The sequence below is a fragment of the Streptomyces sp. NPDC054842 genome (assembly GCF_053611025.1).
Window position 1 is genome coordinate 18,418 of sequence record NZ_JBSGZN010000059.1, and the last position, 25,059, is coordinate 43,476.

At 72.4% G+C, this 25,059-nt stretch carries 25 protein-coding genes; 12 read left to right on the plus strand and 13 right to left on the minus strand.

Features of this window, described 5'->3' with window-relative positions; translation table 11 throughout:
• The first annotated feature begins 2 nt into the window (after nt 1–2).
• The 6 genes from ACWGIS_RS32100 (at nt 3) to ACWGIS_RS32125 (ending at nt 6,213) form a co-directional block, all read left to right on the plus strand.
• The gene (locus tag ACWGIS_RS32100; protein ID WP_453366010.1) at nt 3–314 is read left to right on the plus strand and encodes an urease subunit beta; all 312 of its coding nucleotides are present in this window, start codon (nt 3–5) and stop codon (nt 312–314) included.
• Entirely contained in the window at nt 307–2,028 is a 1,722-nt protein-coding gene (locus ACWGIS_RS32105) for an urease subunit alpha (RefSeq protein ID WP_453366011.1), read from the plus strand. Before ACWGIS_RS32100 ends, ACWGIS_RS32105 begins: the two co-directional genes overlap by 8 nt.
• Nucleotides 2,028–2,702, plus strand: coding sequence for an urease accessory protein UreF (locus ACWGIS_RS32110; protein WP_453366012.1), 675 nt, complete (start codon nt 2,028–2,030; stop codon nt 2,700–2,702). Before ACWGIS_RS32105 ends, ACWGIS_RS32110 begins: the two co-directional genes overlap by 1 nt.
• Before the next feature lie 345 nt (nt 2,703–3,047).
• Complete coding sequence (gene ureG, locus ACWGIS_RS32115) at nt 3,048–3,731, plus strand: urease accessory protein UreG (protein WP_453366013.1); 684 nt, start codon at nt 3,048–3,050, stop codon at nt 3,729–3,731.
• Nucleotides 3,728–4,480: an urease accessory protein UreD gene (locus tag ACWGIS_RS32120; protein ID WP_453366014.1), complete on the plus strand. Its 753-nt coding sequence runs from the start codon at nt 3,728–3,730 to the stop codon at nt 4,478–4,480. Before ureG ends, ACWGIS_RS32120 begins: the two co-directional genes overlap by 4 nt.
• 137 nt (nt 4,481–4,617) lie before the next feature.
• Nucleotides 4,618–6,213 (plus strand): alpha/beta hydrolase, encoded by a 1,596-nt coding sequence (locus ACWGIS_RS32125; protein WP_453366015.1) that lies wholly within the window; start codon nt 4,618–4,620, stop codon nt 6,211–6,213.
• Between the two features lie 55 nt (nt 6,214–6,268).
• On the opposite strand, the gene ACWGIS_RS32130 is transcribed toward ACWGIS_RS32125, so the two are convergent.
• The 4 genes from ACWGIS_RS32130 to ACWGIS_RS32145 form a co-directional block, all read right to left on the minus strand.
• Nucleotides 6,269–6,994, minus strand: coding sequence for a lysophospholipid acyltransferase family protein (locus ACWGIS_RS32130; protein WP_453366016.1), 726 nt, complete (start codon nt 6,992–6,994; stop codon nt 6,269–6,271).
• A gap of 100 nt (nt 6,995–7,094) precedes the next feature.
• Nucleotides 7,095–8,321: an ornithine--oxo-acid transaminase gene (rocD, locus tag ACWGIS_RS32135; RefSeq protein WP_453366017.1), complete on the minus strand. Its 1,227-nt coding sequence runs from the start codon at nt 8,319–8,321 to the stop codon at nt 7,095–7,097.
• Nucleotides 8,318–9,148: a dimethylargininase gene (gene ddaH / locus ACWGIS_RS32140; protein WP_453366018.1), complete on the minus strand. Its 831-nt coding sequence runs from the start codon at nt 9,146–9,148 to the stop codon at nt 8,318–8,320. The genes rocD and ddaH overlap by 4 nt, the downstream gene beginning before the upstream one ends.
• A gap of 122 nt (nt 9,149–9,270) precedes the next feature.
• A complete protein-coding gene (locus ACWGIS_RS32145) occupies nt 9,271–9,774 on the minus strand; it encodes an Lrp/AsnC family transcriptional regulator (RefSeq protein ID WP_453366019.1) in 504 nt (167 codons plus the stop codon).
• A 122-nt stretch (nt 9,775–9,896) separates the two neighbouring features.
• Between ACWGIS_RS32145 and ACWGIS_RS32150 the strand changes: the two genes are divergently transcribed.
• From ACWGIS_RS32150 to ACWGIS_RS32165, 4 genes are all read left to right on the plus strand, one after another.
• The gene (locus tag ACWGIS_RS32150; RefSeq protein WP_453366020.1) at nt 9,897–10,652 is read left to right on the plus strand and encodes a LytR/AlgR family response regulator transcription factor; all 756 of its coding nucleotides are present in this window, start codon (nt 9,897–9,899) and stop codon (nt 10,650–10,652) included.
• Between the two features lie 10 nt (nt 10,653–10,662).
• Nucleotides 10,663–11,058 (plus strand): hypothetical protein, encoded by a 396-nt coding sequence (locus ACWGIS_RS32155; RefSeq protein WP_453366021.1) that lies wholly within the window; start codon nt 10,663–10,665, stop codon nt 11,056–11,058.
• A gap of 33 nt (nt 11,059–11,091) precedes the next feature.
• The gene (locus ACWGIS_RS32160) at nt 11,092–12,834 is read left to right on the plus strand and encodes a sodium/solute symporter (RefSeq protein ID WP_453366022.1); all 1,743 of its coding nucleotides are present in this window, start codon (nt 11,092–11,094) and stop codon (nt 12,832–12,834) included.
• Nucleotides 12,835–12,928: 94 nt separating this feature from the next.
• Complete coding sequence (locus tag ACWGIS_RS32165; protein ID WP_453366023.1) at nt 12,929–14,134, plus strand: sensor histidine kinase; 1,206 nt, start codon at nt 12,929–12,931, stop codon at nt 14,132–14,134.
• Between the two features lie 67 nt (nt 14,135–14,201).
• On the opposite strand, the gene ACWGIS_RS32170 is transcribed toward ACWGIS_RS32165, so the two are convergent.
• The 5 genes from ACWGIS_RS32170 to ACWGIS_RS32190 all read right to left on the minus strand — a co-directional run bounded on the left by ACWGIS_RS32170 (nt 14,202) and on the right by ACWGIS_RS32190 (nt 18,769).
• Complete coding sequence (locus ACWGIS_RS32170) at nt 14,202–14,360, minus strand: hypothetical protein (protein WP_356164609.1); 159 nt, start codon at nt 14,358–14,360, stop codon at nt 14,202–14,204.
• An 85-nt stretch (nt 14,361–14,445) separates the two neighbouring features.
• Nucleotides 14,446–15,399, minus strand: a complete 954-nt coding sequence (locus tag ACWGIS_RS32175) for a cytochrome c oxidase assembly protein (RefSeq protein WP_453366024.1) — start codon at nt 15,397–15,399, stop codon at nt 14,446–14,448.
• A 161-nt stretch (nt 15,400–15,560) separates the two neighbouring features.
• The gene (locus ACWGIS_RS32180) at nt 15,561–16,586 is read right to left on the minus strand and encodes a 6-phosphofructokinase (RefSeq protein WP_453366025.1); all 1,026 of its coding nucleotides are present in this window, start codon (nt 16,584–16,586) and stop codon (nt 15,561–15,563) included.
• A gap of 201 nt (nt 16,587–16,787) precedes the next feature.
• Nucleotides 16,788–17,516, minus strand: a complete 729-nt coding sequence (locus ACWGIS_RS32185; RefSeq protein ID WP_121408719.1) for a type 1 glutamine amidotransferase — start codon at nt 17,514–17,516, stop codon at nt 16,788–16,790.
• Between the two features lie 14 nt (nt 17,517–17,530).
• Entirely contained in the window at nt 17,531–18,769 is a 1,239-nt protein-coding gene (locus tag ACWGIS_RS32190; RefSeq protein WP_453366026.1) for a MurT ligase domain-containing protein, read from the minus strand.
• A gap of 153 nt (nt 18,770–18,922) precedes the next feature.
• On the opposite strand from ACWGIS_RS32190, the gene def reads away from it, so the two are divergent.
• Nucleotides 18,923–19,462, plus strand: a complete 540-nt coding sequence (gene def / locus ACWGIS_RS32195) for a peptide deformylase (protein ID WP_453366027.1) — start codon at nt 18,923–18,925, stop codon at nt 19,460–19,462.
• A 25-nt stretch (nt 19,463–19,487) separates the two neighbouring features.
• Here def and ACWGIS_RS32200 read toward each other — a convergent pair whose 3' ends face one another.
• Complete coding sequence (locus ACWGIS_RS32200) at nt 19,488–20,132, minus strand: TetR family transcriptional regulator (protein WP_453366028.1); 645 nt, start codon at nt 20,130–20,132, stop codon at nt 19,488–19,490.
• 169 nt (nt 20,133–20,301) lie between these two features.
• On the opposite strand from ACWGIS_RS32200, the gene ACWGIS_RS32205 reads away from it, so the two are divergent.
• Nucleotides 20,302–21,528, plus strand: a complete 1,227-nt coding sequence (locus ACWGIS_RS32205) for an acyl-CoA dehydrogenase family protein (RefSeq protein ID WP_453366029.1) — start codon at nt 20,302–20,304, stop codon at nt 21,526–21,528.
• 46 nt (nt 21,529–21,574) lie between these two features.
• On the opposite strand, the gene ACWGIS_RS32210 is transcribed toward ACWGIS_RS32205, so the two are convergent.
• Genes ACWGIS_RS32210 through ACWGIS_RS32220 form a run of 3 tightly spaced genes read right to left on the minus strand, consistent with a single transcriptional unit; the run spans nt 21,575 to nt 24,397 of the window.
• Complete coding sequence (locus ACWGIS_RS32210; protein WP_453366030.1) at nt 21,575–22,105, minus strand: cupin domain-containing protein; 531 nt, start codon at nt 22,103–22,105, stop codon at nt 21,575–21,577.
• A 7-nt stretch (nt 22,106–22,112) separates the two neighbouring features.
• On the minus strand, nt 22,113–23,327 hold the full coding sequence (locus ACWGIS_RS32215; protein ID WP_453366031.1) for a cytochrome P450: 1,215 nt from the start codon (nt 23,325–23,327) through the stop codon (nt 22,113–22,115).
• Nucleotides 23,324–24,397, minus strand: coding sequence for a type III polyketide synthase (locus ACWGIS_RS32220; RefSeq protein WP_453366032.1), 1,074 nt, complete (start codon nt 24,395–24,397; stop codon nt 23,324–23,326). Before ACWGIS_RS32220 ends, ACWGIS_RS32215 begins: the two co-directional genes overlap by 4 nt.
• Nucleotides 24,398–25,059 lie beyond the last annotated feature (662 nt).

Genomic DNA, 25,059 nt, shown 5'->3' on the forward strand with positions numbered 1-25,059 from the left:
CGATGATCCCCGGAGAGATCCTTTTCGCCGACGGACCCGTCGCCTTCAACGAAGGCCGCGAGGTCACCCGGCTGACCGTCCTCAACGCCGCCGACCGCCCCGTGCAGGTCGGCTCCCACTACCACTTCGCCGAGGCCAATCCCGGCCTGGACTTCGACCGCGCCGCCGCGCGCGGCAAGCGGCTCGACGTCCCCGCCGGCACCGCCGTGCGGTTCGAGCCCGGGATTCCCGTCGAGGTCGAACTCGTCCCGCTCGCCGGCGCCCGTGTGGTGCCCGGACTGCGCGGTGAGACCGGAGGTGCCCTGGATGCCTGAGATCTCACGGGCCGCGTACGCCGACCTGTTCGGCCCCACCACCGGCGACCGCATCCGGCTCGCGGACACCGATCTCCTCGTCGAGATCGAGGAGGACCGCTCCGGCGGTCCCGGACGCGCCGGGGACGAGGCGGTGTTCGGCGGTGGAAAGGTCATCCGCGAGTCCATGGGCCAGTCCCGCGCCACCCGCGCGGACGGCACCCCGGACACCGTCATCACCGGCGTCGTGATCATCGACCACTGGGGTGTCGTCAAGGCCGACGTCGGCATCCGCGACGGCCGGATCACGGGCATCGCCAAGGCCGGCAACCCCGACACCATGGACGGGGTCCACCCGGACCTGGTCATCGGCCCCGAGACCGAGGTCATCGCGGGCAACGGGCGGATCCTCACCGCGGGTGCCATCGACGCGCACGTCCACTTCATCTGCCCGCAGATCGCCGACGAGGCGCTGGCGTCCGGCATCACCACGCTGGTCGGCGGCGGCACCGGACCGGCCGAGGGATCGAAGGCGACCACCGTCACCCCCGGCCCCTGGCACCTGGCCCGCATGCTGGAGGCGATGGAGCAGTACCCGCTCAACATCGGACTCCTCGGCAAGGGCAACACCGTCTCCCACGAGGCGATGCTCTCCCAGATCCGCGGCGGCGCCCTCGGTCTCAAGCTGCACGAGGACTGGGGCTCCACGCCGGCGGTCATCGACGCCTCGCTCACCGTCGCCGAGCGGACCGGCATCCAGGTCGCCATCCACACGGACACCCTCAACGAGGCCGGGTTCGTGGGCGACACCCTCGCGGCGATCGCCGGACGCGGCATCCACGCATACCACACCGAGGGCGCGGGCGGCGGGCACGCGCCGGACATCATGACCGTGGTCTCCGAGTCCCACGTGCTGCCCAGCTCCACCAACCCGACCCGGCCGTTCACCGTCAACACCGCCGAGGAACACCTCGACATGCTGATGGTGTGCCACCACCTCAACGCGGCCGTCCCCGAGGACCTCGCCTTCGCCGAGTCCAGGATCCGGCCCTCCACCATCGGGGCGGAGGACGTCCTGCACGACCTGGGCGCCATCTCGATCATCTCCTCCGACTCGCAGGCGATGGGCCGGGTCGGCGAGGTCGTCATGCGGACCTGGCAGACGGCGCACGTGATGAAGCGGCGGCGCGGGGCACTGCCCGGCGACGGACACGCGGACAACCACCGGGTACGCCGCTATGTCGCCAAGTACACGATCAACCCCGCCATCGCGCAGGGACTCGCCCGCGAGATCGGCTCGGTGGAGAGCGGCAAGCTCGCCGACCTCGTGCTGTGGGAGCCCGCCTTCTTCGGCGTCAAGCCGCACCTGGTCATCAAGGGCGGACAGATCGCCTACGCGCAGATGGGCGACGCCAACGCCTCCATCCCCACCCCGCAGCCGGTCCTGCCGCGGCCGATGTACGGGGCGATCGGCCGGGCGCCCGCCGCCAACTCGTTCAACTTCGTGGCGCCCTTGGCGATCGAGGACGGGCTGCCCGAGCGGCTGGCGCTCGGCAAGCGGTTCGTGCCCATCGAATCGACGCGGTCGGTGACCAAGGCCGACATGCGGGAGAACGACGCGCGCCCGCGGGTACGGGTCGATCCCGACAGCTTCGCCGTGCACATCGACGGGGAGCTGGTCGAGGCGACACCGGCGGCCGAACTGCCCATGGCCCAGCGTTACTTCCTCTTCTGATGAGCCGCGCTGCACTGCTCGTCCTGGCCGACGGCCGCTTCCCCGCCGGCGGGCACGCCCACTCCGGCGGCGCCGAGGCGGCGGTCGAGTCCGGGCGCATCACCGGCGCGGCGAGCCTGGAGGACTTCTGCCGCGGACGGCTGCACACCACGGGGCTGGTGTCGGCCGCCCTGGCCGCCGCGGCGGCGGCCGGAGCCGACCCGGGGGAACTGGACGCGGCCGCCGACGCCCGTACGCCCTCGCCCGCCCTGCGGGTGGCCGCGCGACGGCTCGGACGGCAGCTCGTGCGGGCCGCGCGAGCCGCCTGGCCTAGCCCCGAACTGGACGCCCTGGCAAGGCGGTTCCCGAAGGGCGCGCACCAGCCGGTCGTCCTCGGCCTCGCTGCCGGGGCCGCCGGGCTGGAACCGGACGACGCCGCCCACTGCTCGGTGTACGAGAGCGTGAGCGGTCCGGCGACGGCGACGGTCCGGCTGCTGAGCCTCGACCCGTTCGAGGCCACCGCCGTCCTGGCCCGGCTCGCCCCCGAGCTGGACCTGGTGGCCCGGGCGGCGACGGACGCCGCCCGGCGGGTGCTCGCCGACGGTGTCGACGCCCTGCCGGCCGCCTCCGCCCCGCTCCTGGAGATCGGGGCACAGGCGCACGCGGCCTGGTCCGTGCGGCTGTTCGCCTCGTGAGCCGGTGACCCGCGTGACCCGCGTGACCCGCGTGACCCGCGTGACCCGCGTGACTCGCGTGACTCGCATGGGCCGCGTGGCCTCGTGACCCGGTGAGCACCAATCGGGTGAGCAGGTTGCCCGGTGGCCCGGTCGCCCGGTCGCTCAGTGACCGGTGGCCCGGTGGCCCGGTCACCCGGCTTACCCGGTAAGCGAGTTCTCGTCCCCCTCTCCTTCCGCCCGCCCCTGCCCGACCCGTCGTCCGGGGTGCCGTGTCCCGGACCCCGAACCGGCTCACACCGCCCCGTCCGCCGGCCGGACCCGCCGGCCGGGTCGGTCCCGCCGACAACGCATCTGGAGTCGCTCATGCACCTCGACCACTCCCACCACCACGACGGGCCCCCGGCCCTCGGAGCCGACGCCCACCGGGCCGACGGCCGTCGGCGCGCGCTGCGCATCGGGCTCGGCGGGCCCGTCGGGTCGGGCAAGACCGCCACCGTCGCCGCGCTCTGCCGCGCGCTGCGCGACGAGCTGTCCCTCGCCGTCGTGACGAACGACATCTACACGCGCGAGGACGCCGAGTTCCTGCTCCGGGAGGCCGTCCTGCCGCCCGAGCGGATCGCCGCCGTGGAGACCGGGGCCTGTCCGCACACCGCGATCCGGGACGACATCTCCGCCAACCTGGAGGCCGTCGAGGACCTGGAGGACGAACTGGGCTCCCTGGACCTCATCCTGGTCGAGTCCGGCGGGGACAACCTGACGGCCACCTTCTCCAAGGGCCTCGTCGACGCGCAGATCTTCGTGATCGACGTGGCCGGCGGTGACGACATCCCGCGCAAGGGCGGACCCGGGGTGACCACCGCCGACCTGCTCGTCGTGAACAAGACGGACCTCGCACCGTACGTCGGCTCCGATCTGGAGCGGATGGCGGCCGACGCCAAGGCGCAGCGGGCCGAACTGCCCGTCGTCTTCCAGTCCTTGCGCGGCGAGGCCGGGGTGGCGGACGTCGCCGCGTGGGTGCGCCGCCAGTACGCCGCGTGGACGGCATGACAGGGGTACGCGCCACCGCGCGGATCGAGGCGCGCGCCGACGGCAGGGGCGGCACGTCCCTGCCGGTGCTGGAGGGCGAGGGCCCGCTCGCGCCCCGCCGTACGCGCGCGCACGGATCCGAGGCGCGGGTGATGATCGTCGGCGCGATGAGCGGCCCGCTGGGCGGCGACCACCTCACCGTCGAGGCGACGGCCGGGGAGGGGGCCCGGCTGCACGTCGGGTCGGCCGCCGCCACCATCGCCCTGCCGGGCCAGGCCAAGGGCGAGGCCCGCTACGACGTCCGGCTGACCGTCGCCGCCGGAGGTGAACTGCACTGGACACCGGAGCAGTTGATCTCCGCCAACGGCAGTGAGCTGCACGTCTCCTCCCGTGTCGACCTGGCGGCCGGCGCCCGGCTCGTGTTCCGGGAGGAGCAGGTGCTCGGACGCGCGGGCGAGGAACCCGGCCGGCTCACCAGCCGTCTCACCGTGCGCCTCGGCGGGAGGACCGTGCTGGACCAGGAGCTGTCCTGCGGGCCCGGCGCACCCGGCGGCTGGGACGGGCCCGCTGTCCTGGGCGGTCACCGTGCGCTCGGCCAACTCGTCGTCGTGAGGCCGGAGTTCGAGGAGCGCCCGGAGGAGCCGCGCCTGTTCGGCGAGAGCGCCGCGCTCACGCCGCTCGCCGGTCCCGCGGTGCTCGTGAGCGCCCTCGCGCCGGACGCGCTGAGGCTGCGGCGGACGCTGGACGAGGCGCTGCGCGCACTGGGCTGACGGGACCTGCTCCGCTCAACGGAGCAGCGCGCACCGGTTATCGGATTAGTAAAGAAGCCACGTGTCCTCTGTTCTCAGGGGTCTCACAGCCGAAAGGATCCCCGTACCAATCGCAACGATGTACGGGGAGGTCCCACTTGAGTGGTATCAGACCGACGAGGCGGGTGGCCGCGCTCGGTTCGGCCGGAGCGCTCGTCACCGCGACCCTGATAGCCGGTGCCGTCGCGGCGCCGTCGGCCGCGGCCGACGCGCGGCACGGTCAGGACCGGGAGGCCCGCGGTGCCGCGGTCGCGGCGGCCAAGGCGGCCAAGGCCGGGATCGACTGGCAGGACTGTCCGGCGGACTGGGGCTTCGTCAAGCCGATCCAGTGCGGCTGGGTCACGGTGCCGCTCGACTACGCGCGTCCGAACGGCAAGCAGATCAAGCTCGCCGTCGACCGCATCGGCAACACCGGTACCAAGGAGGAGCGCCAGGGCGCCCTCGTCTACAACCCGGGCGGCCCCGGCGGCTCGGGCATGCGCTTCCCGACCCGGGTCGTCAACAAGAACCCGATCTGGGCGAACGCCGCGAAGGCGTACGACTTCGTGGGCTTCGACCCGCGCGGCGTCGGCCACTCGGCCCCCATCTCCTGCATCGACCCGCAGGAGTTCGTCAAGGCGCCGAAGGCCGACCCGGTCCCGGACTCCGAGGCGGACAAGCGCGCCCAGCGCAAGCTCGCCGCCGAGTACGCGGACGGCTGTGCCGAGCGCAGCGGCGAGATGCTGCCGCACATGACCACGCCGAACACCGCGCGCGACCTGGACGTCATCCGGGCCGCCCTCGGTGAGAAGAAGCTCAACTACCTGGGCGTCTCCTACGGCACGTACCTGGGCGCCGTCTACGGCACGCTCTTCCCGGGCCACGTCCGCCGCATGGTCGTCGACAGCGTGGTCAACCCCTCGCGGGAGAAGATCTGGTACGAGGCCAACCTCGACCAGGACGTCGCCTTCGAGGGCCGCTGGAAGGACTGGGAGGACTGGGTCGCGAAGAACGACGCCACGTTCCACCTCGGCGACACCCGCGCCGAGGTCCAGGAGCAGTGGCTCAAGCTGCGCGCCACCGCCAAGAAGAGCCCGCTCGGCGGCGTCGTCGGACCGGCCGAGCTGATCGGCTTCTTCCAGAGCGCCCCGTACTACGACTCCTCGTGGGTGCCGGTCGCGACGGTGTTCAGCAAGTACGTCGCCGGTGACACCCAGGCGCTCGTCGACGCCGCGGCCCCGGACCCGTCGGACCTCGCCGGCAACAAGGCCTCGGAGAACAGCAACGCCGTCTACACCGCGGTCGAGTGCACCGACGCCAAGTGGCCCACCAGCTGGCGGAAGTGGGACCGGGACAACACGCGGCTGAACAAGGACTACCCGTTCATGACGTGGGCCAACGCGTGGATGAACCTGCCGTGTGCCACCTGGCCCGCCAAGCAGCAGACCCCGCTCAACGTCCGCACCGGCAAGGGTCTTCCGGCCGTCCTGATCGTGCAGTCCACCGATGACGCCGCCACGCCGTACGAGGGCGCCGTCGAACTGCACAAGCGCTTCAAGGGCTCCCGCCTGATCACCGAGAAGGACGCGGGCTCGCACGGTGTGACCGGCCTGCTCAACCCGTGCGTCAACTCGCGGGTGGACGCCTACCTGCTCACGGGCAAGACCGACGCGGCCGACGTGACGTGCACCCCGCACGCCACGCCCAAGCCGTAACAGCGCCCGGTTCACGACGAGGGGGCGGCCGGTACTCCGGCCGCCCCCTTCGCCGTCAGCTCAGCGGCAGCCGCGGGAACCTGCGGGCCCGCTCCGCCCGTGCCGCGCTCGCCTCGGCCTTGGCGACGGCCGCGTACGTGTCGACGTACTCCTGCTCGGAGAGCGTGAGGATGGCGTACATGATCTCGTCGGTGACGGCGCGCAGGATGGCCTTCTCGCTCTCCATGCCGGCGTAGCGGGAGAAGTCGAGGGGCGTACCGAACCGGATCGCCACGGGGTGGATCCGCGGGATCTTCCGGCCGGGCGGCTGCGCCTCGAACGTGCCGATCATCGCGCAGGGGATCACCGGCACGCCCGCCTTGAGCGCCATCACCGCGACACCGACCTTGCCCTTGTAGAGGCGGCCGTCGTGCGAGCGGGTGCCCTCCGGGTAGATGCCGAGCAGTTCGTCCTTGGCCAGCACGCCGAGTCCCTCGCGGATGGCCGCCCGGCCGGCCTCCTTGCCCGAGCGGTCCACCGGGATCTGCCCGACGCTGCGGAAGAAGAACGCGGTCAGCTTCCCCTTGACGCCGGGGCCGGTGAAGTACTCGGCCTTCGCGAGGAAGGTGATGCGCCGCTTGAGGATCGCGGGCATCAGGAAGTGGTCCGAGAAGGACAGGTGGTTGCCGGCGACGATGGCCGGGCCCGACGACGGCACGTGCTCCAGGCCCTCGATCCGAGGCCGGAACACCAGCCTCAACAGCGGACCGAGTAGCACGTATTTGAGCACGTAGTAGAACACTCTGCCGCTCCTTCGTTCCCCACGGGAGCGATCAGTGTAGGCACGGCCGTCGCCGGGCGTAACCATCCCGGAGTCACGCTCCGTCGTCACGTGGCCGGTATCAGGCCCCGTGCGCCAGAACCTTCTCCAGGGCCCCGAGCGCCGACCGCAGTTCCTCGCCGGTGACGGTCAGCGGCGGGGCCAGCCGGATGGTGGACCCGTGGGTGTCCTTGACCAGGACGCCCTCCCGCATGAGGCGCTCGCTGATCTCGCGGCCCGTGCCGATCGCCGGGTCGACGTCCACTCCCGCCCACAGGCCGCGCGAGCGGAAGTCCACGACACCCCGGCCCACCAGGTCCGTGAGACCGCCCCTGAGCACGACCCCCAGCTCGGCGGCCCGGCGCTGGAACTCGCCGGTCTCCAGCAGCTCCACGACGGCCGAACCGACCGCCGCGGCCAGCGGGTTGCCGCCGAACGTGGAGCCGTGCTCGCCGGGGCGCAGCACCCCCAGCACCTCGCGCCGGGCGACCACCGCGGAGACGGGCACGATGCCGCCGCCCAGCGCCTTGCCGAGGAGCAGCATGTCCGGGACGACGTTCTCGTGGTCGACGGCCAGGGTGCGGCCGGTGCGGCCGAGCCCCGACTGGATCTCGTCCGCGACGAACAGGCAGCCGGCCCGCCGGGTCAGTTCGCGCACGCCGGTCAGATAGCCGTCGTCGGGGATGACGACGCCGGCCTCGCCCTGGATGGGCTCGATCAGCACGGCGGCCGTCGTCTCGTCGACGGCGGCCTCCAGGGCGGCGAGGTCGTTGTACGGCACCACGCGGAAGCCCGGGGTGAAGGGGCCGAAGCCGGCGCGGGCGCTCTCGTCGGTGGAGAAGCTGACGATGGTGGTCGTCCGGCCGTGGAAGTTGCCCGAGGCCACGACGATCGTCGCCCGGTCCGCCGGGACGCCCTTGACCTCGTACGCCCATTTGCGGGCCACCTTGACGGCGCTCTCCACCGCCTCGGCGCCCGTGTTCATCGGCAGCACCATGTCGAGGCCGGTCAGTCCGGCCAGCGACTCGGCGAACCGGGCGAGCCGGTCGTTGTGGAAGGCGCGGGAGGTGAGGGTCAGCCGGTCGAGCTGCGCGTGCGCGGCCGCGACCAGGGCGGGGTGGCGGTGGCCGAAGTTGAGGGCCGAGTAGCCGGCCAGCATGTCCAGGTAGCGGCGGCCCTCGACGTCCTCCACCCAGCTGCCCTCGGCACGGGCGACGACCACCGGCAGCGGGTGGTAGTTGTGCGCGACGACGGGAGCCTCGGCGCGGATGAGGTCGGCGGAGGTGCGCGCGGGGGCGGGAGCGGTCATGAGCGGATCTCCTGGGTGCAGCACTTGATGCCGCCGCCGGCCTTGTGGAACTCGGAGAGGTCGACGGGGACGGGGTTGTAGCCGTGGCGGTCGAGCTGGTCGGCGAGGGCGGTGGCCCGCGGCGAGATGAAGACGTGGCGGCCGTCGGAGACGGAGTTGAGCCCGAACGTCATCGCGTCCTCGCGGGTGGCGATCACCGCGTCCGGGAAGAGCCGCGTCAGCACCTCGCGGCTGCCTGGTGAGAACGCCTCCGGGTAGTACGCGACGTTCGCCTCGCCCCCGCCCCTGCCGTCGTCCAGCACGAACAGCGCGGTGTCCAGGTGGTAGAAGCGCGGGTCGACCAGCTGGAGGCTGACCACCGGGACGCCGAAGAACTCCTGCACCTCGCGATGGGCCTCGCGGCTGGTGCGGAAACCGGTGCCCGCCAGGACGTGGTCGCCGACCGGCACCAGGTCGCCCTCGCCCTCGCACACCGATTCCGGGCGGTGGACGTCGAACCCGGCCGTCTTGAACCAGCTCTCGTAGGCGAGGGACTCGGGCCGCCGCTGCGGAGCGAGGAAGTAGGAGCCGAAGACCCGGCCCGCGAGGACGAGCGCGCAGTTCGCCGCGAAGACCATGTCGGGCAGGTCGGAGACGGGATCGACGACGTCGACGGTGTGGCCGTGGGCGCGGTAGGCGCGGATCAGCGCCTGCCACTGCCCGTGGGCGAGGCCGGGGTCGACGTGATGGTCCGGATGCATCCACGGATTGATGGCGTACTGCACGGCGAAGTGTCTGGGTTCGCAGACGAGAAAGCGCCGGGGGCGCGGCACACGGCTGTCGGGCACAGAGGGGTTCCTCCGCTTCCTGCGGTGTCGGCTGGGATGTCTCCACGGTAGGAATGAGGGGATACGGGCGACAAGTGTGGAGAGCTGCGCGTGTACGCAGTAATGCTGCGTGATCGCGGTGGTCAGCGCATGTTTGCTGCGTCGTCCGGGGCGGCGTGGGTCGCCCCCGCCTCCGGAGCCTCCGGCAGCAGGTGGGACAGCACCATGTAGCTGATCGTCTTCCGGATGAACGGCTCGGTCCTGATCCGCTCCAGCACCTCCTCGAAGTGCTCCACGTCCGTCGCCCGTACGTGCAGCAGCGCGTCCGCGCCACCGGTCACCGTCATCGCCGCGGTGATCTCCGGATGGTTGCGGACCACCTCCGCCAGCCGCCGGGGCGGGGCCGCGCCCTCGCAGTACACCTCGACGTACGCCTCGGTGCGCCAGCCGAGCGCCGTCGGCTTCACCGTGGCCGTGAAACCCGTGATCACGCCGGTCTCCCGCAACCGGTCGACCCGGCGCTTGACCGCGGTGGCCGACAGCCCGATCGCCGCCCCGATCTCCGCGAAGGTGGCCCTGGCGTTCGCCGTCAGAGCGGTGATGATCTTGCGGTCGAGGTCGTCGAACACGGCGGGCTTGCTGTTCATGGCCGCACTGTATCCAGCACGGGCCGGCACCGGCGTCCGCCGCCGCACCCGCGCCCCGGACGGCGGGAACGTCCGCGCCCCCACATGTGCACGGGTACGAATTCCTCTTACACTCCACCTTCATGCTGCGCGCGCTCGCCGTCGACGACGAACAACCCTCCCTCGAGGAACTCCTGTATCTGCTGAACGCCGATCCACGGGTCGGCAGCGCCGAGGGCGCGAGCGGGGCGACCGAGGCACTGCGCCGGATCAACCGCGCGCTCGAATCGGGACCCGACGGGCCCGAGGCCATCGACGTGGTCTTCCTCGACATCCACATGCCGGGTCTCGACGGACTGGACATGGCCCGCCTGCTCACCGGGTTCGCCAAGCCGCCGCTCGTCGTGTTCGTCACCGCCCACGAGGGCTTCGCCGTCCAGGCGTTCGACCTCAAAGCCGTCGACTACGTGCTCAAACCCGTGCGCCGGGAGCGGCTCGCCGAGGCCGTCCGCCGCGCCGCCCAGCTCATGGACGCGGCCCCGCTCATCCCCGTGCACGAGCCGGACCCCGACCACATATCCGTGGAGCTCGGCGGCGTCACCCGCTTCGTCGCCGTCGAGGACATCACCCACGCCGAGGCCCAGGGCGACTACGCCCGCCTGCACACCGCGCAGGGCAGCCACCTCGTGCGCATCCCGCTCTCCACGCTGGAGGACCGCTGGCGTTCGCGCGGGTTCGTCCGCATCCACCGGCGCCACCTCGTGGCACTGCGCCACGTCGACGAACTCCGCCTGGACGCGGGCACCGTCAGCGTCCTCGTCGGCGCCGTCGAACTCCAGGTCAGCCGCCGTCACGCCCGCGAGCTGCGTGATCTGCTGCTGCGCCGGACCGCGGGCTGAGGGGGACGGCGTGCCGCAGGACCCCACCGAACGCCGGGTCGTCGTCACCGGAGTGCCCCGGAGCGCCCTCCCGCACGCCCGGCTGCGCTCGCGCGGGCGGTACCCGCACACCGCGGGCTCCTACCGGCCCAGGACCGAGATCGACGAGCAGACCACCCTCGGGCACACCTACGTCCGCTCCCTCATGCGCAGCCAACTGCGGGCCGGGCTCACCGTGTTCGCCGTCCTGGTGCTCCTGATCGGCCCGCTGCCCCTCGTCTTCGCCGCGCTGCCCGACGGCGCGGGCGCGGAGTGGGCGGTGCTCGGCTTCGGCCTCTACCCACCGCTCGTGCTGCTGGCCCGCTGGTACGTGCGCCGGGCCGAACGCAACGAGGAGGACTTCGTCCGGCTGGTCGAGGACCGCTGACATGACCGTGCACACGAGAGCGGGCCGCGCCCGGTGAACCAGAGCTACGCCGTCTCCGCGGTCGCCCTGGTGGTCCTCGCGACCGTCCTGGTCGGCGCCTTCGGGCTGCGCATCTCCCGCACCACCTCCGACTTCTACGTCGCCTCCCGCACCGTCGGCCCGCGGCTCAACGCGGCCGCCATCAGCGGCGAGTACCTGTCCGCGGCCTCCTTCCTCGGCATCGCCGGACTCGTCCTGGTCCAGGGGCCCGACATGCTCTGGTACCCGGTCGGCTACACCGCGGGCTACCTGGTGCTGCTCCTCTTCGTGGCCGCGCCGCTGCGCCGCTCCGGGGCGTACACCCTGCCCGACTTCGCCGAGGCGCGGCTCGCCTCCCAGGCGGTCCGGCGGCTGGCCGGCGCCTTCGTCGTCGGCGTCGGCTGGCTCTACCTGCTGCCCCAACTCCAGGGCGCGGGGCTCACACTGGCCGTGCTCACCGACGCGCCCGACCGGTTCGGCGGACTGCTCGTCGCGCTCGTGGTGGTCGCGACGGTCGCCGCGGGCGGCATGCGCAGCATCACCTTCGTCCAGGCCTTCCAGTACTGGCTCAAGCTCACCGCGCTGCTGGTGCCGGCCCTGTTCCTGGTCCTCGCCTGGCAGGGCGACGGCGCGCCCCGGCACGCCTTCGAGGAGCCGGCCGCGTTCCGGGAGCACCGCGTCGTCCACGTCGACGACGGTCTCGACCTGGACCTCGCCGAGCCGCTGGCCGTCACCGTCACCGGAACCGTCGACGGCCGCCGGCACACGCGGGAGAAGCTGCGGCTGCCCGCCGGCGTCCACCACATCGCCCAGGGCACCCGGCTGTCCTTCGCCGCGGGCACCCGGGTCCCCGCCGCCGACCGCGCCGAGGACGGTGGCATGTCGACCTCCCTCGCCCCGGGCCGCGAGGAACGCCCGCTCTACGCCACGTACGGCCTCATCCTCGCCACCTTCCTCGGCACGATGGGACTTCCGCACGTCGTGGTCCGCTTCTACACCAGCCCCCACGGGGTCGCCGCCCGCCGCACCACCGTCGCGGTGCTCGGTCTCATCGGCGCCTTCTACCTGCTGCCCCCGGTCTACGGGGCGCTGGGCAGGCTGTACGCCCCCGAGCTGACCCTCACCGGGGACGCCGACGCGGCCGTGCTGCTGCTCCCCGACCGCATGATCGGCGGCCTCGGCGGCGACCTGCTGGGGGCGCTGGTCGCGGGCGGCGCCTTCGCCGCGTTCCTATCCACGGCCTCCGGACTCACCATGGCCGTGGCGGGCGTCCTCACGCAGGACGTACTGCCCGCCCGCGGAGTACGACACTTCCGCCTCGGGACGGTGCTCGCCATGGCCGTACCGCTGGCGGCGAGCATGCTGGTCGGCGGGCTGCCCGTGGCCGACGCGGTGGGTCTCGCCTTCGCCGTGTCCGCGTCCTCGTTCTGCCCGCTGCTCGTCCTCGGCATCTGGTGGCGCCGGCTGACCCCGCCCGGCGCGGCGGCCGGGATGCTGGTCGGGGGCGGCGCCGCGTTCGTGGCCGTCGCCGCGACGATGGCCGGCTACCCCGGCACCGGCACCCTGCACGCGCTGCTGGCCTGGCCCGCGCTGTGGTCCGTGCCGCTCGGATTCCTCACCATGGTGCTGGTGTCCCTGGCCACGCCGGGCCGGGTGCCCGCCGGGACCGCGGCGATCCTGGCCCGCTTCCACCTGCCGGAGGAGCTGTCCGAGCCCAGGCGCACCGCCGTACCGCACCCGAAGGAGGCCGAGGCGTGAGCAGGACGAGGGGGACCTGCCCGGCCCCGGCCGCCGACGGGACGCCACCCGGGGCTCCGGCCCGCGGACGCCCCGACGGGACGGGGACGGGGGCATGAGCGGCTTCCTCGCCGGCCTGTGCGTCGCCGTGCTGCCCTTGCTGGCCGCCGGCTTCTGGCTCGGCCGACGCACCTCCCGGCCCCGCAGCCTCGGCGGCCTCGGCACCCCCGTCGAGCACGCTACCTTCCAGACCCTGCACACCGCCTCCCTCGCCGCGCCCCCGCTGCGCGCCGGGCTCACCGGGGAGACGGCCCGCAGGTCCGCCCGACGGCTGCGGACCCTGCTCGGCACGGACGCCCTGTGCCTCACCGACCAGGAGACCGTCCTCGCCTGGGACGGGGCCGGGGAGCACCACCGGGCCGAGATCATGGAGCGGCTCGCGGGACCGCTCGACTCCGGCCGCGGCGAGGCGTTCCGGCTGACCTGCGACACGCCGGACTGCCCCCTGCGCTGGGCCGTCGTCGCCCCGCTCACCGTCGACGACCGGGTGCACGGAGCCCTCGTGGCGTGCGCGCCCGGCGAGTCCGCCGTCCTGGTCAGGGCCGCGGCCGAGGTCGCCCGCTGGGTCTCGGTCCAGCTGGAACTCGCCGACCTCGACCGCTCCCGCACCCGCCTGATCGAGGCCGAGATCAAGGCCCTGCGTGCACAGATATCGCCGCACTTCATCTTCAACTCGCTCGCGGTGATCGCCTCGTTCGTGCGAACCGACCCCGAGCGCGCCCGCGAACTGCTGCTTGAGTTCGCCGACTTCACCCGCTACTCGTTCCGCAGGCACGGCGACTTCACCACCCTCGCCGACGAGCTGCACGCCATCGACCACTACCTGGCCCTGGTCCGCGCCCGCTTCGGCGACCGGCTCTCCGTCACCCTCCAGATCGCCCCCGAGGTGCTGCCGGTCGCGCTGCCCTTCCTCTGCCTCCAGCCACTGGTGGAGAACGCCGTCAAGCACGGCCTGGAGGGCAGGACGGACAAGAGCCGCATCAGCATCACCGCCCAGGACGCCGGTGCCGAGGCGCTGGTGGTCATCGAGGACGACGGGGTCGGCATGGACCCCGCGCTGCTGCGCCGCATCCTCGCCGGGGAGGTCAGCCCGTCGGGCGGCATCGGCCTGTCGAACGTCGACGAGCGGCTGCGCCAGGTCTACGGGGACGACCACGGCCTCGTCATCGAGACCGCCGTGGGAGCGGGCATGAAGATCACGGCCCGGGTGCCGAAGTACCAGCCGGGCGTGCACTCCGCGGGACGGCTGCCCCGCGACTGACGGCCCGGGAGGCGACCCCGGGACCCGGCCCCCGGGACGGCCGGCTGCCGGCCCGGGGAACCGGGCCTCAGGTGGTACGGGTGGCCACCATTCCCAGCGTGATCAGACCGAGCACGACCCAGCCGAACCACAGCCAGCCGTTGCTCCCCAGGGCCACCGTGTAGGCCGTCACCGCGACGAGCCCACCTATGGTGAGCACCCCCATCGTCTTCGTGGAACCGGGCATCGCAACACCCTCCTCATGGTTCGTCCACCTCCATGGTGCCCCGATCCGGCGCGGAACGGGCCACCCGGGACGGGAGAGGGCCGGTTCAGCGCCCCCGCGCGTCCAGCGAGGCGAGGTAGGCGTTGTACGCCTCCAGCTCCTTGTCGCCGTCGCGGTCGGCGGCCCGGTCGGTCCGGCGGGCCTGCCGCTGCTCGGAGCCGTACCACTGGAAGAGCAGCGCGAGGAGCACCAGCACCGAGGGGATCTCGCTGAACGCCCAGGCGATGCCGCCCGCCGCGTTCTGGTCGGCGAGGGCGTCGATGCCGAGCGAGGCCGGCGGGTTCTCGTACGTCTTGACCATCGGCGCCGACGCCATCATCAGCGCGATCCCGAAGAAGGCGTGGAACGGCATGCCCGCGAACAGCTCCAGCATCCGCATCAGGTAGCCGGGCCGGTGCGGGCCGGGGTCGACGCCCATGATCGGCCAGAAGAAGACCAGGCCGACGGCGAGGAAGTGGCACATCATCGCGATGTGACCGGTCCTGGACCCCATGAGGAAGTCGAAGACCGGCGAGAAGTACAGGGCGTACAGGCTCGCGATGAAGAGCGGGATGGTGAACGCAGGGTGCGTGATGATCCGCATGTAGCGGCTGTGCAGGAACATCAGCAGGATCTCGCGCGGCCCCTTCTGCCCGCGGACGCCGGCCACCGGCAGCGCCCGCAGTGCCAGCGTGATCGGCGCCCCGAGCAGGATCAGGATCGGCGACAGCATGCTGATCACCATGTGCTGCACCATGTGCACGCTGAACATGACCATGCCGTAGTCGTTCAGCCGGGTGCACATCATGAGCAGCACGGTCAGCACGCCGACGACGAAGGACGCGGTCCGGCCGGCGGACCACTTGTCCCCGCGGCGTGCGAGGCGCACCACGCCCCACCCGTACAGGCCGAGCCCCAGCAGGCAGGCGACGAGGAAGAAGGGGTCCGTGGACCACTCCAGGCCGCGCCCCAGCGTGAACGGCGGCAGATCCGTCGACATGCCGTGCCCGCTGTGATCCATCCGCCGGCTCCTGTTTCGTGGGGGTGCCTCCCAGCCCTTTTACGGCACTGGGTGGGGTTTGTGCGCTGTCTGTCCGGTACAGAGTAGAACCGCCCCCGGTCGCGGCTGCGACCGGGGGCGGTACTCGGGACGGGTGCGGCGGGACGGCGGGTCCCGGCGGACTACAGGACCACTTCCGCCTCGGCGTAGCGCTCGTCGGGCACCGTCTTCAGCGTCTCGACGGCGTCCGCGAGCGGCACCATCACGATGTCGGTGCCGCGCAGCGCGGTCATCATGCCGAACTCGCCGCGGTGCACGGCCTCCACGGCGTGCCAGCCGAAGCGGGTGGCGAGGACCCGGTCGTACGCGGTCGGCGTGCCGCCGCGCTGGACGTGCCCGAGGATCACCGGGCGGGCCTCCTTGCCGAGGCGCTCCTCCAGCTCCAGGGAGAGCTGACGGGCGATGCCGGCGAACCGCTCGTGCCCGTAGATGTCCTTGGCGCCCTCGTCGAAGCTCATCGTGCCCTCGCGGGGCTTGGCTCCCTCGGCGGCCACGACGATGGCGAACCGCTTGCCCGCCTCGAAGCGCTCGCCGACCTTCGCGGCCAGCTCCTCTATGTCGAAGGGGCGTTCCGGCACGACGATGGCGTGGGCACCGGCCGCCATGCCGGAGTGCAGCGCGATCCAGCCGGTGTGGCGGCCCATGACCTCCACGATGAGCACGCGCTGGTGGGACTCGGCGGTGGTCTTCAGCCGGTCCAAGGCCTCGGTGGCCACCCCGACGGCCGTGTCGAAACCGAAGGTGACGTCCGTGACGGCGATGTCGTTGTCGATGGTCTTCGGGACGCCGACGATCGGCAGCCCGCTGTCCGAGAGGAGGCGGGCCGCCTTCAGCGTGCCCTCCCCGCCGATCGGGATGATCGCGTCGAGACCGAGCTCGGCGACGTGCCCCCTGGCCCGCTCGACGCCGTCACGCAGATGCGCCGGCTGGACCCGGGAGGAACCGAGTATGGTGCCGCCGCGAGCGAGGATGCCGCTCACGGCGTCGAGGTCGAGCTTGAGGTAGTCGCACTCCAGAAGGCCCTTCCAGCCGTCCCGGAAGCCGATGACCTCGTCGCCGTGGTCGACGACGGCACGATGCACGACGGACCGGATGACGGCGTTCAGACCGGGGCAGTCGCCGCCGGAGGTGAGGACACCAATGCGCATAGCCCGAAATACCTTCTCCACGTGGGCCGGGGACCGGACCACGTTGTCCGGCTGGATCCCCGCCACCCTACCGGCGGGAGGGGGCGGGGACGCACCGGGCGTCCGCCTGCTGGACGCCCCCGCACAGGTGAGCGGAACCCGTGCCAGACGGGCTCTGCCGAACCGTTTCGCGGGGGCTCCGGGCGGACGGGGCGCGGTGCCTCAGGCGGGCTGCTGGGCCGCCGCGATCCGCTCGGAGCGCAGCGCCTCGTACCACCGGTCGTCGATCGGGGGCAGCGCGTTGACGTCGAGCGCCAGCTTCAGCAGCAGGTCCGCGATCAGCGGGTTGCGGGCCAGCACGGGACCGTGCATGTAGGTGCCGAAGACGGTGTCGTTGTACGCGCCCTCGGTGCCGTCGCCGGTGCCGTTGCCCTTGCCGAGCCGCACGTTCGCGAACGGGCGCGCGGTCGGGCCCAGGTGGGTGATGCCCTGGTGGTTCTCGAAGCCCGTCAGGGGCGGCAGGCCCAGCCGCGCGTCGATGTCGCCGAGCACGTCGCCGACGCACCGCTCGCCCTCGCCGCGGGTGGAGACCACGTCGAGCAGGCCGAGGCCGGGCTCGCGCTGGCCGAGGTCGTTGATGAACTCGTGGCCGAGGATCTGGTAGCCCGCGCACACGGAGAAGACGATCGCGCCGTTGCCCACCGCGCGGTGCAGCCCGCCGTCGCGGCGCAGCCGCTCCGCCGCGAGGCGCTGCGGCCGGTCCTCACCCCCGCCGATGAGGTAGATGTCGCCCGAGGTCGGGATCGGCTGGTCGCTGCGCACGTCCAGGCGGGCCACGTCGAGGCCGCGCTGACGGGCCCGGCGCTCGACGACGAGGGCGTTGCCCTGGTCGCCGTACGTGCTCAGCAGGTCCGGGTAGATCCACACCAGCCGCAGTTGGTTGTCAGTCATGGTCATCCTCTTGGTCAGTTTCCGACCCGGCGGCGCAGGTCCTGGAACGCGGTGTAGTTCGCGATGACCTCGATCCGACCCGGCGGTGCCGCCTGCACGGCCTGGTCGAGGTTCTCGCAGACCTGGAAGTGCTGGTTGGCGACCTCCAGACGCACCGCGAGGTCCAGCTTCCGGTCGCCGATCACGAAGATCGGGTGGCCGGTGAGCCGCGTGTAGTCGACGTCCCACAGCCACGAGGTGTCGGTGCCGTCGGCGCCGCGCGCGTTCACCGACAGGATGACCGGGGTCGGCGGCGGGTCGATCAGCGAGAACGTCTCCAGCCAGCCCGCGGGGTTCTTGGCGAGCAGGAGCCGCAGGTCGCGCTGCATGAACTGCACGACGTCGTAGCGTCCGGCCACCGCCTGCACCGCGTACATGCGCTCCAGGGCGACCTGGGGCGGCACGCCGAACACGGCGGCGACGGCGGCGGAGGAGGCGGCGTTCGCCTTGTTGGCCCGGCCGGGCAGCTGGAGGTGGATCGGCCAGCTGGAGCCGTGCGGGTCGAGGACGTAGTCGCCCGAGAGCGCCCAACTGGGCGTGGGGCGGCGGAAACCGCAATCCCCGCAGAACCAGTCGTCGCCCGGCCGCTGCATCACACCGCCGCAGGACGGGCAGGACCAGGCGTCGTCCTTCCACATCTGGCCGGCGGCCACCCACACCACGTTCGGCGAGGAGGAGGCGGCCCACACGACCAGCGGGTCGTCCGCGTTGGCGACCACGACGGACTTGGTGCCGGCCAGGCCCTCGCGCCAGTGCTCGGCGAGCATGCGGGTCTCGGCGGCGCGGTCGAGCTGGTCGCGCGAGAGGTTGAGCAGCGCGATCGCCTTCGGGTCGGTGTCGCGGGCGACTCCGGCCAGGTACTTCTCGTCGACCTCGATGACCGCGAACTTGGCGTCGGAGCCGCCGGCCAGCGCGGAGGTGATTCCGGCGGGCATGTTCGCGCCCAGCGCGTTGGAGACGACCGGGCCCGCGGCGCGCAGCGCCTCGGCGATCAGCCGGGTCGTGGTGGTCTTGCCGTTCGTGGCCGACACCAGGATGACGTCCAGGTGTGTGGCGAGCCGGGCCAGCAGATCGGGGTCGAGCCTGAGTGCCACCCGGCCGCCGATCACCGATCCGCTGCCGCGTCCAGCGGCACGCGAGACAGCCGCGGCCGCCTTGCCCGCCGTCACGGCCAGCTTGGCCCGCGGCGTCAGCGGGTCCGAGTTGCCTGACATCGTTCTCGATCCTCCTTGCGTACGCGCCGCGCCTCTGCCCCCGGCACCGTGTGGGCCTCAGCCTATCGAGATCCACTCACGTGCCCGAATCGCGGCACCGTCACGGTGCCCGCGCGACATTCGCGCGACATTGAGGACCGTACCCTTGCCGCCATGCGACAAGGCTCCATCCCGGGCGCCCGAGGGCGGGTCCGGCCCCTCACCCTGCTCGGCGACCCCGTCCTGCACGCCCCCTGCCGGGACGTCACGGACTTCGGTCCCCGACTGGCCGGGCTGGTCGAGGACATGTTCGCGACGATGTACGCGGCCCAGGGCGTCGGTCTCGCGGCGAACCAGGTCGGGGAGCCGCTGCGGGTGTTCGTGTACGACTGTCCCGACGACGAGGACGTCCGCCATCTGGGACACGTGGTGAACCCGCGGCTCGTCGCGGCGGACGGAGTGGTGCTGCGCGGTCCGGAGGGCTGTCTGTCGCTGCCGGGACTGGAGGCGGGCACCGAGCGCCACGACCACGCGGTGGTGGAGGGGTTCACGGTGACCGGCGAGCCGGTCGCGGTGCACGCCACCGGCTGGTTCGCCCGGTGCCTTCAGCACGAGTGCGACCACCTCGACGGCCTGGTTTACCCGGACCGGGTCACGGGGTGGCGGCGCCGCCGGGTGCTGCGCCGGGCGGCGCGGGCCTCCTGGGCGCGCTGAGACAGCGGCGGCGCGGGCCGCCCGGTCAGAAGCCGGGACCGCCCGCCTTGTCGCCGGCGGCGGCCAGCCGGCCCCACAGCAGGTCGGCCAGGCTCCGCACCAACTCGGCGCGGGGGCAGGGGCGTTCGCCGAGCCACCAGTCGCCGGCCGCGTGCATCATGCCGACGATGCCGTGTCCCCAGACCCGGGCGAGCTGCTGGCTGCCGGGGCCGAGGTCGACCCGCTCCTCGATGACCTCCGCGAGCTCCTCGCCCATGCGGCGCAGCAGGGGAGCGGAGTGCAGGCCGACGTCGAAGCCCTGCTCGCCCGGCTGCCCGGTCTCCGCCGGATGCATGAGGAAGCGGTACACCTGCGGGCGGGCCTCGATGGCCGCCAGATAGGTGTCCAGCGTCTTCTCGACGCGCTCCCTGCGGTCGGCCGGGGCGTCCAGTGCGGCCCGCAGCGCTCCGAGGAGGGCGTCCGTGTGCCGCTTGGCGAGGGCCGCGTAGAGTCCGCCCTTGTCGCCGAAGTGGCGGTAGAGGATCGGCTTGGTGATCCCCGCCTCCGCGGCGATCGCGTTCATCGAGGCGCCGGGGCCGTCGCGGAGCACCACCCGGTCGGCGGCCTCCAGCAGCTCCCGCCGGCGGCGGTCGGCGGACCTCTGCTGATCGGTCCGCTGCGTGGTCTCCATGTGCTCTCCCCACCCGTGCTTATTTGGTGACGCCTGCGCAAACTAACACTGACAGGCGTCGTCGGATCGAACGGGCTGCCGAACCGGAGCAGGGAGTTGACTTTTCCTACCGGCCGGTAACAGACTCCCGTTACCGCAAGTAACACGCGATTGCAGCGCTGGAGGGGTCATGGCCGAGTTCACCATGGAGCTCAACGACGAACAGAAGGAGGTCCGGGACTGGCTCCACGGCTTCGCCGCCGACGTGATCCGCCCCGCGGCCGCCGAATGGGACGAGCGTGAAGAGACGCCGTGGCCGGTCATCCAGGAGGCGGCGAAGGTCGGCATCTACTCCCTGGACTTCTACGCCCAGCAGTACTTCGACGCCACCGGCCTCGGCATCCCGATGGCGATGGAGGAGCTGTTCTGGGGTGACGCGGGCATCGCCCTGTCGATCGTCGGCACCGGCCTCGCCGCGGTGGGCGTCCTCGCCAACGGCACCGAGGAGCAGATCGGCACCTGGATCCCCCAGATGTACGGCGACGCCAACGATGTCAAGGTCGCCGCCTTCTGCTCCTCCGAGCCCGACGCCGGCTCCGACGTCGCCTCCATGCGCACCCGCGCCGTCTACGACGAGGCCAAGGACGAGTGGGTCCTCAACGGCACCAAGACCTGGGCGACCAACGGCGGCATCGCCAACGTCCACGTCGTGGTCGCGGTCGTCGACCCCGAGCTCGGCTCCAAGGGCCACGCCTCCTTCATCGTGCCGCCGAACACGCCCGGCCTCTCCCAGGGCCAGAAGTTCAAGAAGCACGGCATACGCGCCTCGCACACCGCCGAGGTCGTCCTGGAGAACGTCCGGGTCCCCGGCTCCTGCCTGCTCGGCGGCAAGGAGAAGCTGGACGAGCGCTTCGCCCGTGCCCGCGAGCGCGCCAGGAAGGGCGGCGAGCGCGTGAAGAACGCCGCGATGGCCACCTTCGAGGCGTCCCGCCCCGCCGTCGGCGCCATGGCCGTCGGCACCGCCCGCGCCGCCTACGAGGAGGCGCTGGAGTACGCGAAGACGCGTGAGCAGTTCGGCCGCCCGATCATCGACAACCAGGGCGTCGCCTTCCAGCTCGCCGACATGCGCACCTCGATCGACGCGGCCCGCCTGCTGGTCTGGCGCGCCTCCTGGATGGCGGTCAACGGCAGGCCCTTCACCGCCGCCGAGGGCTCCATGTCGAAGCTCTTCGCCAGCGAGACCGCCAAGAAGGTCACCGCCCAGGCGGTCCAGATCCTCGGCGGCAACGGCTTCACCCGGGAGTACCCGGTCGAGCGCATGCACCGTGACGCCGCGATCTACACGATCTTCGAGGGCACGAGTGAGATCCAGCGCCTGGTGATCGCCCGCACCCTCTCCGGGATGCCGATCCGCTAGCGTCCCGCCGCTCCCTCGGGCGCCGGCGCCGGTCCCCTTCGGCGGCTCAGCGGTGCCTGAGGGGCGTGAGCTGCTCGATGTCGTAGCGCGAGCGCAGTTCCTCGATGGCCGCGTGGTCGGGGGGACCGCCCGCCGACAGGATGTCGAGCAGCTCCTCGAAGTAGTGCTCGTGGTCCGGCGGCGGCGAGGCCTGGAAGAACATCTTCGCGGGGACGTCCGTCGGGTTCGCGAAGGCGTGCGGGCACCCCGGCGGCACGACGATCACCGTGCCCGGGGTCGCCCGCACGATCCCGTTCCCCGAGCCGGACTCCCACCGCTGCCAGTGGTCCGGGGTCCGCACCCGGGGCTCGAAGGCGAGCACGTCCAGCTCGCCTTCGAGCACGTAGAAGAGCTCCTCGCTGCGCGTGTGCACATGCGCCCCCACGTCGAAGCCCGGCGGCACGACCACCTCGAAACTGGACGCGCTGCGCGAGTGGGTGCCCGTCACCTTGAAGGTCACGTGCTGGGCGGGGGTGCGCACCGTCCGGCCGTGGCCGGGCGGTACGAGGAGCCCTTCGGGCGGGGTGAGCGCCGTCATGAGCCGGTCACCAGGTCACGGGCAGGGCCTCGGGCCCCCGGATGAGCGCGCCCCGGCGGAACGGGACCTCGTTCGCCGGGACCGCGAGCCGCAGTCCGGGCACCCGGTCGACCAGCGCGTCGACCATCAGCTCCGACTCCAGCCGGGCCAGCATGCCGCCCACGCAGTAGTGCGGTCCGAACCCGAAGGACACGTGCGGGTTCGGGCTGCGCGAGAAGTCGATCCGCTCCGGGTCCGGGAAGACGTCCGGGTCCCGGTTCGCGGCCAGGTACGACACGTACACCGCGTCGCCCTCCCGGATCCGGACGCCCCTGAGCTCCACGTCCTCGGTGGCGATGCGCGACAGGCCCACCGCGCTGCGGTGCGGGATGTAGCGCAGCAGCTCGTCGATGGCCTGCGGCCGGATCCCCGGTTCGGCGCGCAGCCGCTCCCACAGGTCGGGACGGGTCAGCAGGATGTAGAACATCTGCCCGCAGTTGTTGGTGACCGCCTCGCCGCCGATCTGGATGAGCACGGCGAGACCGACCGCCTCGTCCGTCGTCAGCTCGTCGCGGCCCACCGCCGCGCCCAGCAGCGAGGTGACGTCCTCGCCCGCGCCGTCCCGCCGGTCGCCCACCAGCTTCGCGAAGTAGGCGCTCATCTCGTCCTTGGCCCGCTCGCTGACCTCGGCGCCGTGCGAGGAGGACAGGATCAGCTCGGTCCAGGCGTGCATGCTCCGCCGGTCCTCGGCGGGCACCCCCATCAGCTCGCAGATGACCGCGATGGGGAAGGGGCTCAGGACCGCCTCGGTGAGGTCCGCCGGCGGACCGTCCTGGATCATCTCGTCGACCAGTTCGCCGAGCATGCGGCGGGCGCTGTCGCGCAGCCGTTCCACCCCGCGGGCCGTGAAGGCCGCGGCGACCGAGCGGCGCAGCCGGGTGTGGTCCGGCGGATCGGCGAAGCCCACCGCGCCCGCCGCCGGGATGAAGTGCGGCGCCAGCCGGGTGACCTGCCGTTCCATCACCGCCGCCCGGCTGAACCGGGGATCGTTGGTGACCATGCGCACGTCGTCGTGCCGGGTCACCAGCCACGCCCAGCCCTCGCCGTGCGGGAGCTGGATGCGGGTGACCGGCCCCTCCCGCATCAACTCGGCCAGCACAGGGTCGAACTCCACGCCGGTCAGGTGGAGGGCGGGCCAGTGCCGTACGGGCGGCAGCGCCCCGGTGATCGTCTGTTCCGTCATCCCGTCACCGTCGTCTCGTGGGCCGCGTCGTGCCAGCGGCCCAGGGCCATCTCGGCGGTGATGCCGGGGCCGAAGCCCGCGAGCAGCCCGCGCGAGGCGTGCTCCGCGCCGCCCTCGTCGAACAGCCGGCGCAGTGCGTCCAGGACCACGGCGCTGGCGATGTTGCCGTACTCCGTGAGGGTCGCCCGGCTGAAGCGGAAGGCCTCCGGCGGTACGCGGAGGAACGTGCTGAGGTCGTCGAGGATGCGCGGGCCGCCGGCGTGGATGATGTAGAAGTCCAGGTCGGAGGCGTCCCAGTCGTGCTGCCTCGCGAGCGCCTGGAGCGCCGGGGCGAGCGGCTCCATCGTGGTCGGCACCCGCTTGTCCAGCAGGAAGTGGAAACCGGTGGCCCGGACGTCGTACATGATCCAGTCCTCGGTCTTGGGGATCAGGTACGAGCCGTTGCGCTCTAGCCGGATGCCGGTGCCGCCCCGGCCGCGCACGGCGGCGGCGGCGATGCCGTCACCGAACAGGCCGTTGCACAGCAGGGAACCGACGCCGAGGTCGGTCGGCTGGTAGCACAGCGAGCAGAACTCGCAGGCCACAATGAGAGCGTTGGCCTCGGGGTACGCCGTGCAGAAGTCGTGCGCGCGGTTGATGGCGGCACCTCCCGCGGCACAGCCGAGCTGCGCGATGGGTATCTGCCGGGTGTCGCTCTCGAAGCCCATCTCGTTGATCAGCCAGGCCGTGAGCGACGGCATCATGAAGCCGGTGCACGACACGTAGATGATCACGTCGACGTCGGTGGCGAGGAGTTCCGCGTCGTCCAGGGCCCGCTGCACGACCGCGGGGACACGGGCCTTGGCCTCGCGCTCGTAGACCTTGTTGCGGTCCTCGAAGCCGGGGTGCAGCAACGTCTCCTCGATCGGCTGCACGATGTGCCGGGTGCGGACCCCGGTGTTCTCTATCAGCCTTAGTGCCAGCGGGAGTTGGGGGTGGTCCGGATGACGGGAGCGCGCCAGCTCCAGCGTCTGCTCCATCGTGATGACGTGTTCGGGGACGGAAACCGCGGGTCTGCACAAAGTCGCCATGTAGAAGCGCCTACTTTCGCTTCCGGGGAACGCTTCGTCCCCCGGCGGAAGGGTGGTTCACCACGGAACGGTGGTGTCCCCACGATCACCCGGGGGCGCCCGGATATCGCGCCGGACTACTCCAGACCGGGGAACACGCGGACGGCGCGGCAGCCTGGTCCCGGGGGCCACGGGACAGCCGGACTTACGGAGTACGCGGGGGCGCGGACCGCCGGGGAACTGCCCAAGGGCGCGCCCCCGAGCGGGAGTGGCGCGCGCGTCGGCCGCCGTCCTGGACGGGCTCGACGCCGGGCGGGCCGACAGGAAAGGGATCGACGCGGGGCAGGTCGACGGAGAGGGGCTCGACGCGGGCGGATCGACCGAGGGGGAGCGACGCCGGTCGGATCGACCAGAAGAGGGGTTCGGCGCCGACCGGATCGTCCGGAAGGGCTCGTTGCCGCGCGGATCGGCCGGGAGGGGCTCCGGTGCGGGGCGCGTCGTTCGGATGGGGCTCGATGCCGGCCGGGTCACCAGGACAGGGCGGCGCGGCCGTCCGCCGCGGGGCTGCGGGACCCGGTTCACGGGCGCCCGGGAACTCGGCCGCGGACGGCCTGAACCGGGGTCCCGGCCGCGACGGCGCGGCGCGCGCCCCCCGTGAACCCCCCCCCGGACCCCCGCCGGAG

What these genes read in the sequence shown, in the direction of transcription:
- ACWGIS_RS32100 (WP_453366010.1), top strand. Translation starts at nt 3, where the DNA reads ATGATCCCCGGAGAGATCCTTTTCGCCGACGGACCCGTCGCCTTCAAC.
- ACWGIS_RS32105 (WP_453366011.1), top strand. Translation starts at nt 307, where the DNA reads ATGCCTGAGATCTCACGGGCCGCGTACGCCGACCTGTTCGGCCCCACC.
- ACWGIS_RS32110 (WP_453366012.1), top strand. Translation starts at nt 2,028, where the DNA reads ATGAGCCGCGCTGCACTGCTCGTCCTGGCCGACGGCCGCTTCCCCGCC.
- ureG (WP_453366013.1), top strand. Translation starts at nt 3,048, where the DNA reads ATGCACCTCGACCACTCCCACCACCACGACGGGCCCCCGGCCCTCGGA.
- ACWGIS_RS32120 (WP_453366014.1), top strand. Translation starts at nt 3,728, where the DNA reads ATGACAGGGGTACGCGCCACCGCGCGGATCGAGGCGCGCGCCGACGGC.
- rocD (WP_453366017.1), bottom strand. Translation starts at nt 8,321, where the DNA reads ATGACCGCTCCCGCCCCCGCGCGCACCTCCGCCGACCTCATCCGCGCC.
- ACWGIS_RS32145 (WP_453366019.1), bottom strand. Translation starts at nt 9,774, where the DNA reads ATGAACAGCAAGCCCGCCGTGTTCGACGACCTCGACCGCAAGATCATC.
- ACWGIS_RS32150 (WP_453366020.1), top strand. Translation starts at nt 9,897, where the DNA reads ATGCTGCGCGCGCTCGCCGTCGACGACGAACAACCCTCCCTCGAGGAA.
- ACWGIS_RS32165 (WP_453366023.1), top strand. Translation starts at nt 12,929, where the DNA reads ATGAGCGGCTTCCTCGCCGGCCTGTGCGTCGCCGTGCTGCCCTTGCTG.
- ACWGIS_RS32170 (WP_356164609.1), bottom strand. Translation starts at nt 14,360, where the DNA reads ATGCCCGGTTCCACGAAGACGATGGGGGTGCTCACCATAGGTGGGCTC.
- ACWGIS_RS32175 (WP_453366024.1), bottom strand. Translation starts at nt 15,399, where the DNA reads ATGGATCACAGCGGGCACGGCATGTCGACGGATCTGCCGCCGTTCACG.
- ACWGIS_RS32180 (WP_453366025.1), bottom strand. Translation starts at nt 16,586, where the DNA reads ATGCGCATTGGTGTCCTCACCTCCGGCGGCGACTGCCCCGGTCTGAAC.
- ACWGIS_RS32185 (WP_121408719.1), bottom strand. Translation starts at nt 17,516, where the DNA reads ATGACTGACAACCAACTGCGGCTGGTGTGGATCTACCCGGACCTGCTG.
- ACWGIS_RS32190 (WP_453366026.1), bottom strand. Translation starts at nt 18,769, where the DNA reads ATGTCAGGCAACTCGGACCCGCTGACGCCGCGGGCCAAGCTGGCCGTG.
- def (WP_453366027.1), top strand. Translation starts at nt 18,923, where the DNA reads ATGCGACAAGGCTCCATCCCGGGCGCCCGAGGGCGGGTCCGGCCCCTC.
- ACWGIS_RS32200 (WP_453366028.1), bottom strand. Translation starts at nt 20,132, where the DNA reads ATGGAGACCACGCAGCGGACCGATCAGCAGAGGTCCGCCGACCGCCGC.
- ACWGIS_RS32205 (WP_453366029.1), top strand. Translation starts at nt 20,302, where the DNA reads ATGGCCGAGTTCACCATGGAGCTCAACGACGAACAGAAGGAGGTCCGG.
- ACWGIS_RS32210 (WP_453366030.1), bottom strand. Translation starts at nt 22,105, where the DNA reads ATGACGGCGCTCACCCCGCCCGAAGGGCTCCTCGTACCGCCCGGCCAC.
- ACWGIS_RS32215 (WP_453366031.1), bottom strand. Translation starts at nt 23,327, where the DNA reads ATGACGGAACAGACGATCACCGGGGCGCTGCCGCCCGTACGGCACTGG.
- ACWGIS_RS32220 (WP_453366032.1), bottom strand. Translation starts at nt 24,397, where the DNA reads ATGGCGACTTTGTGCAGACCCGCGGTTTCCGTCCCCGAACACGTCATC.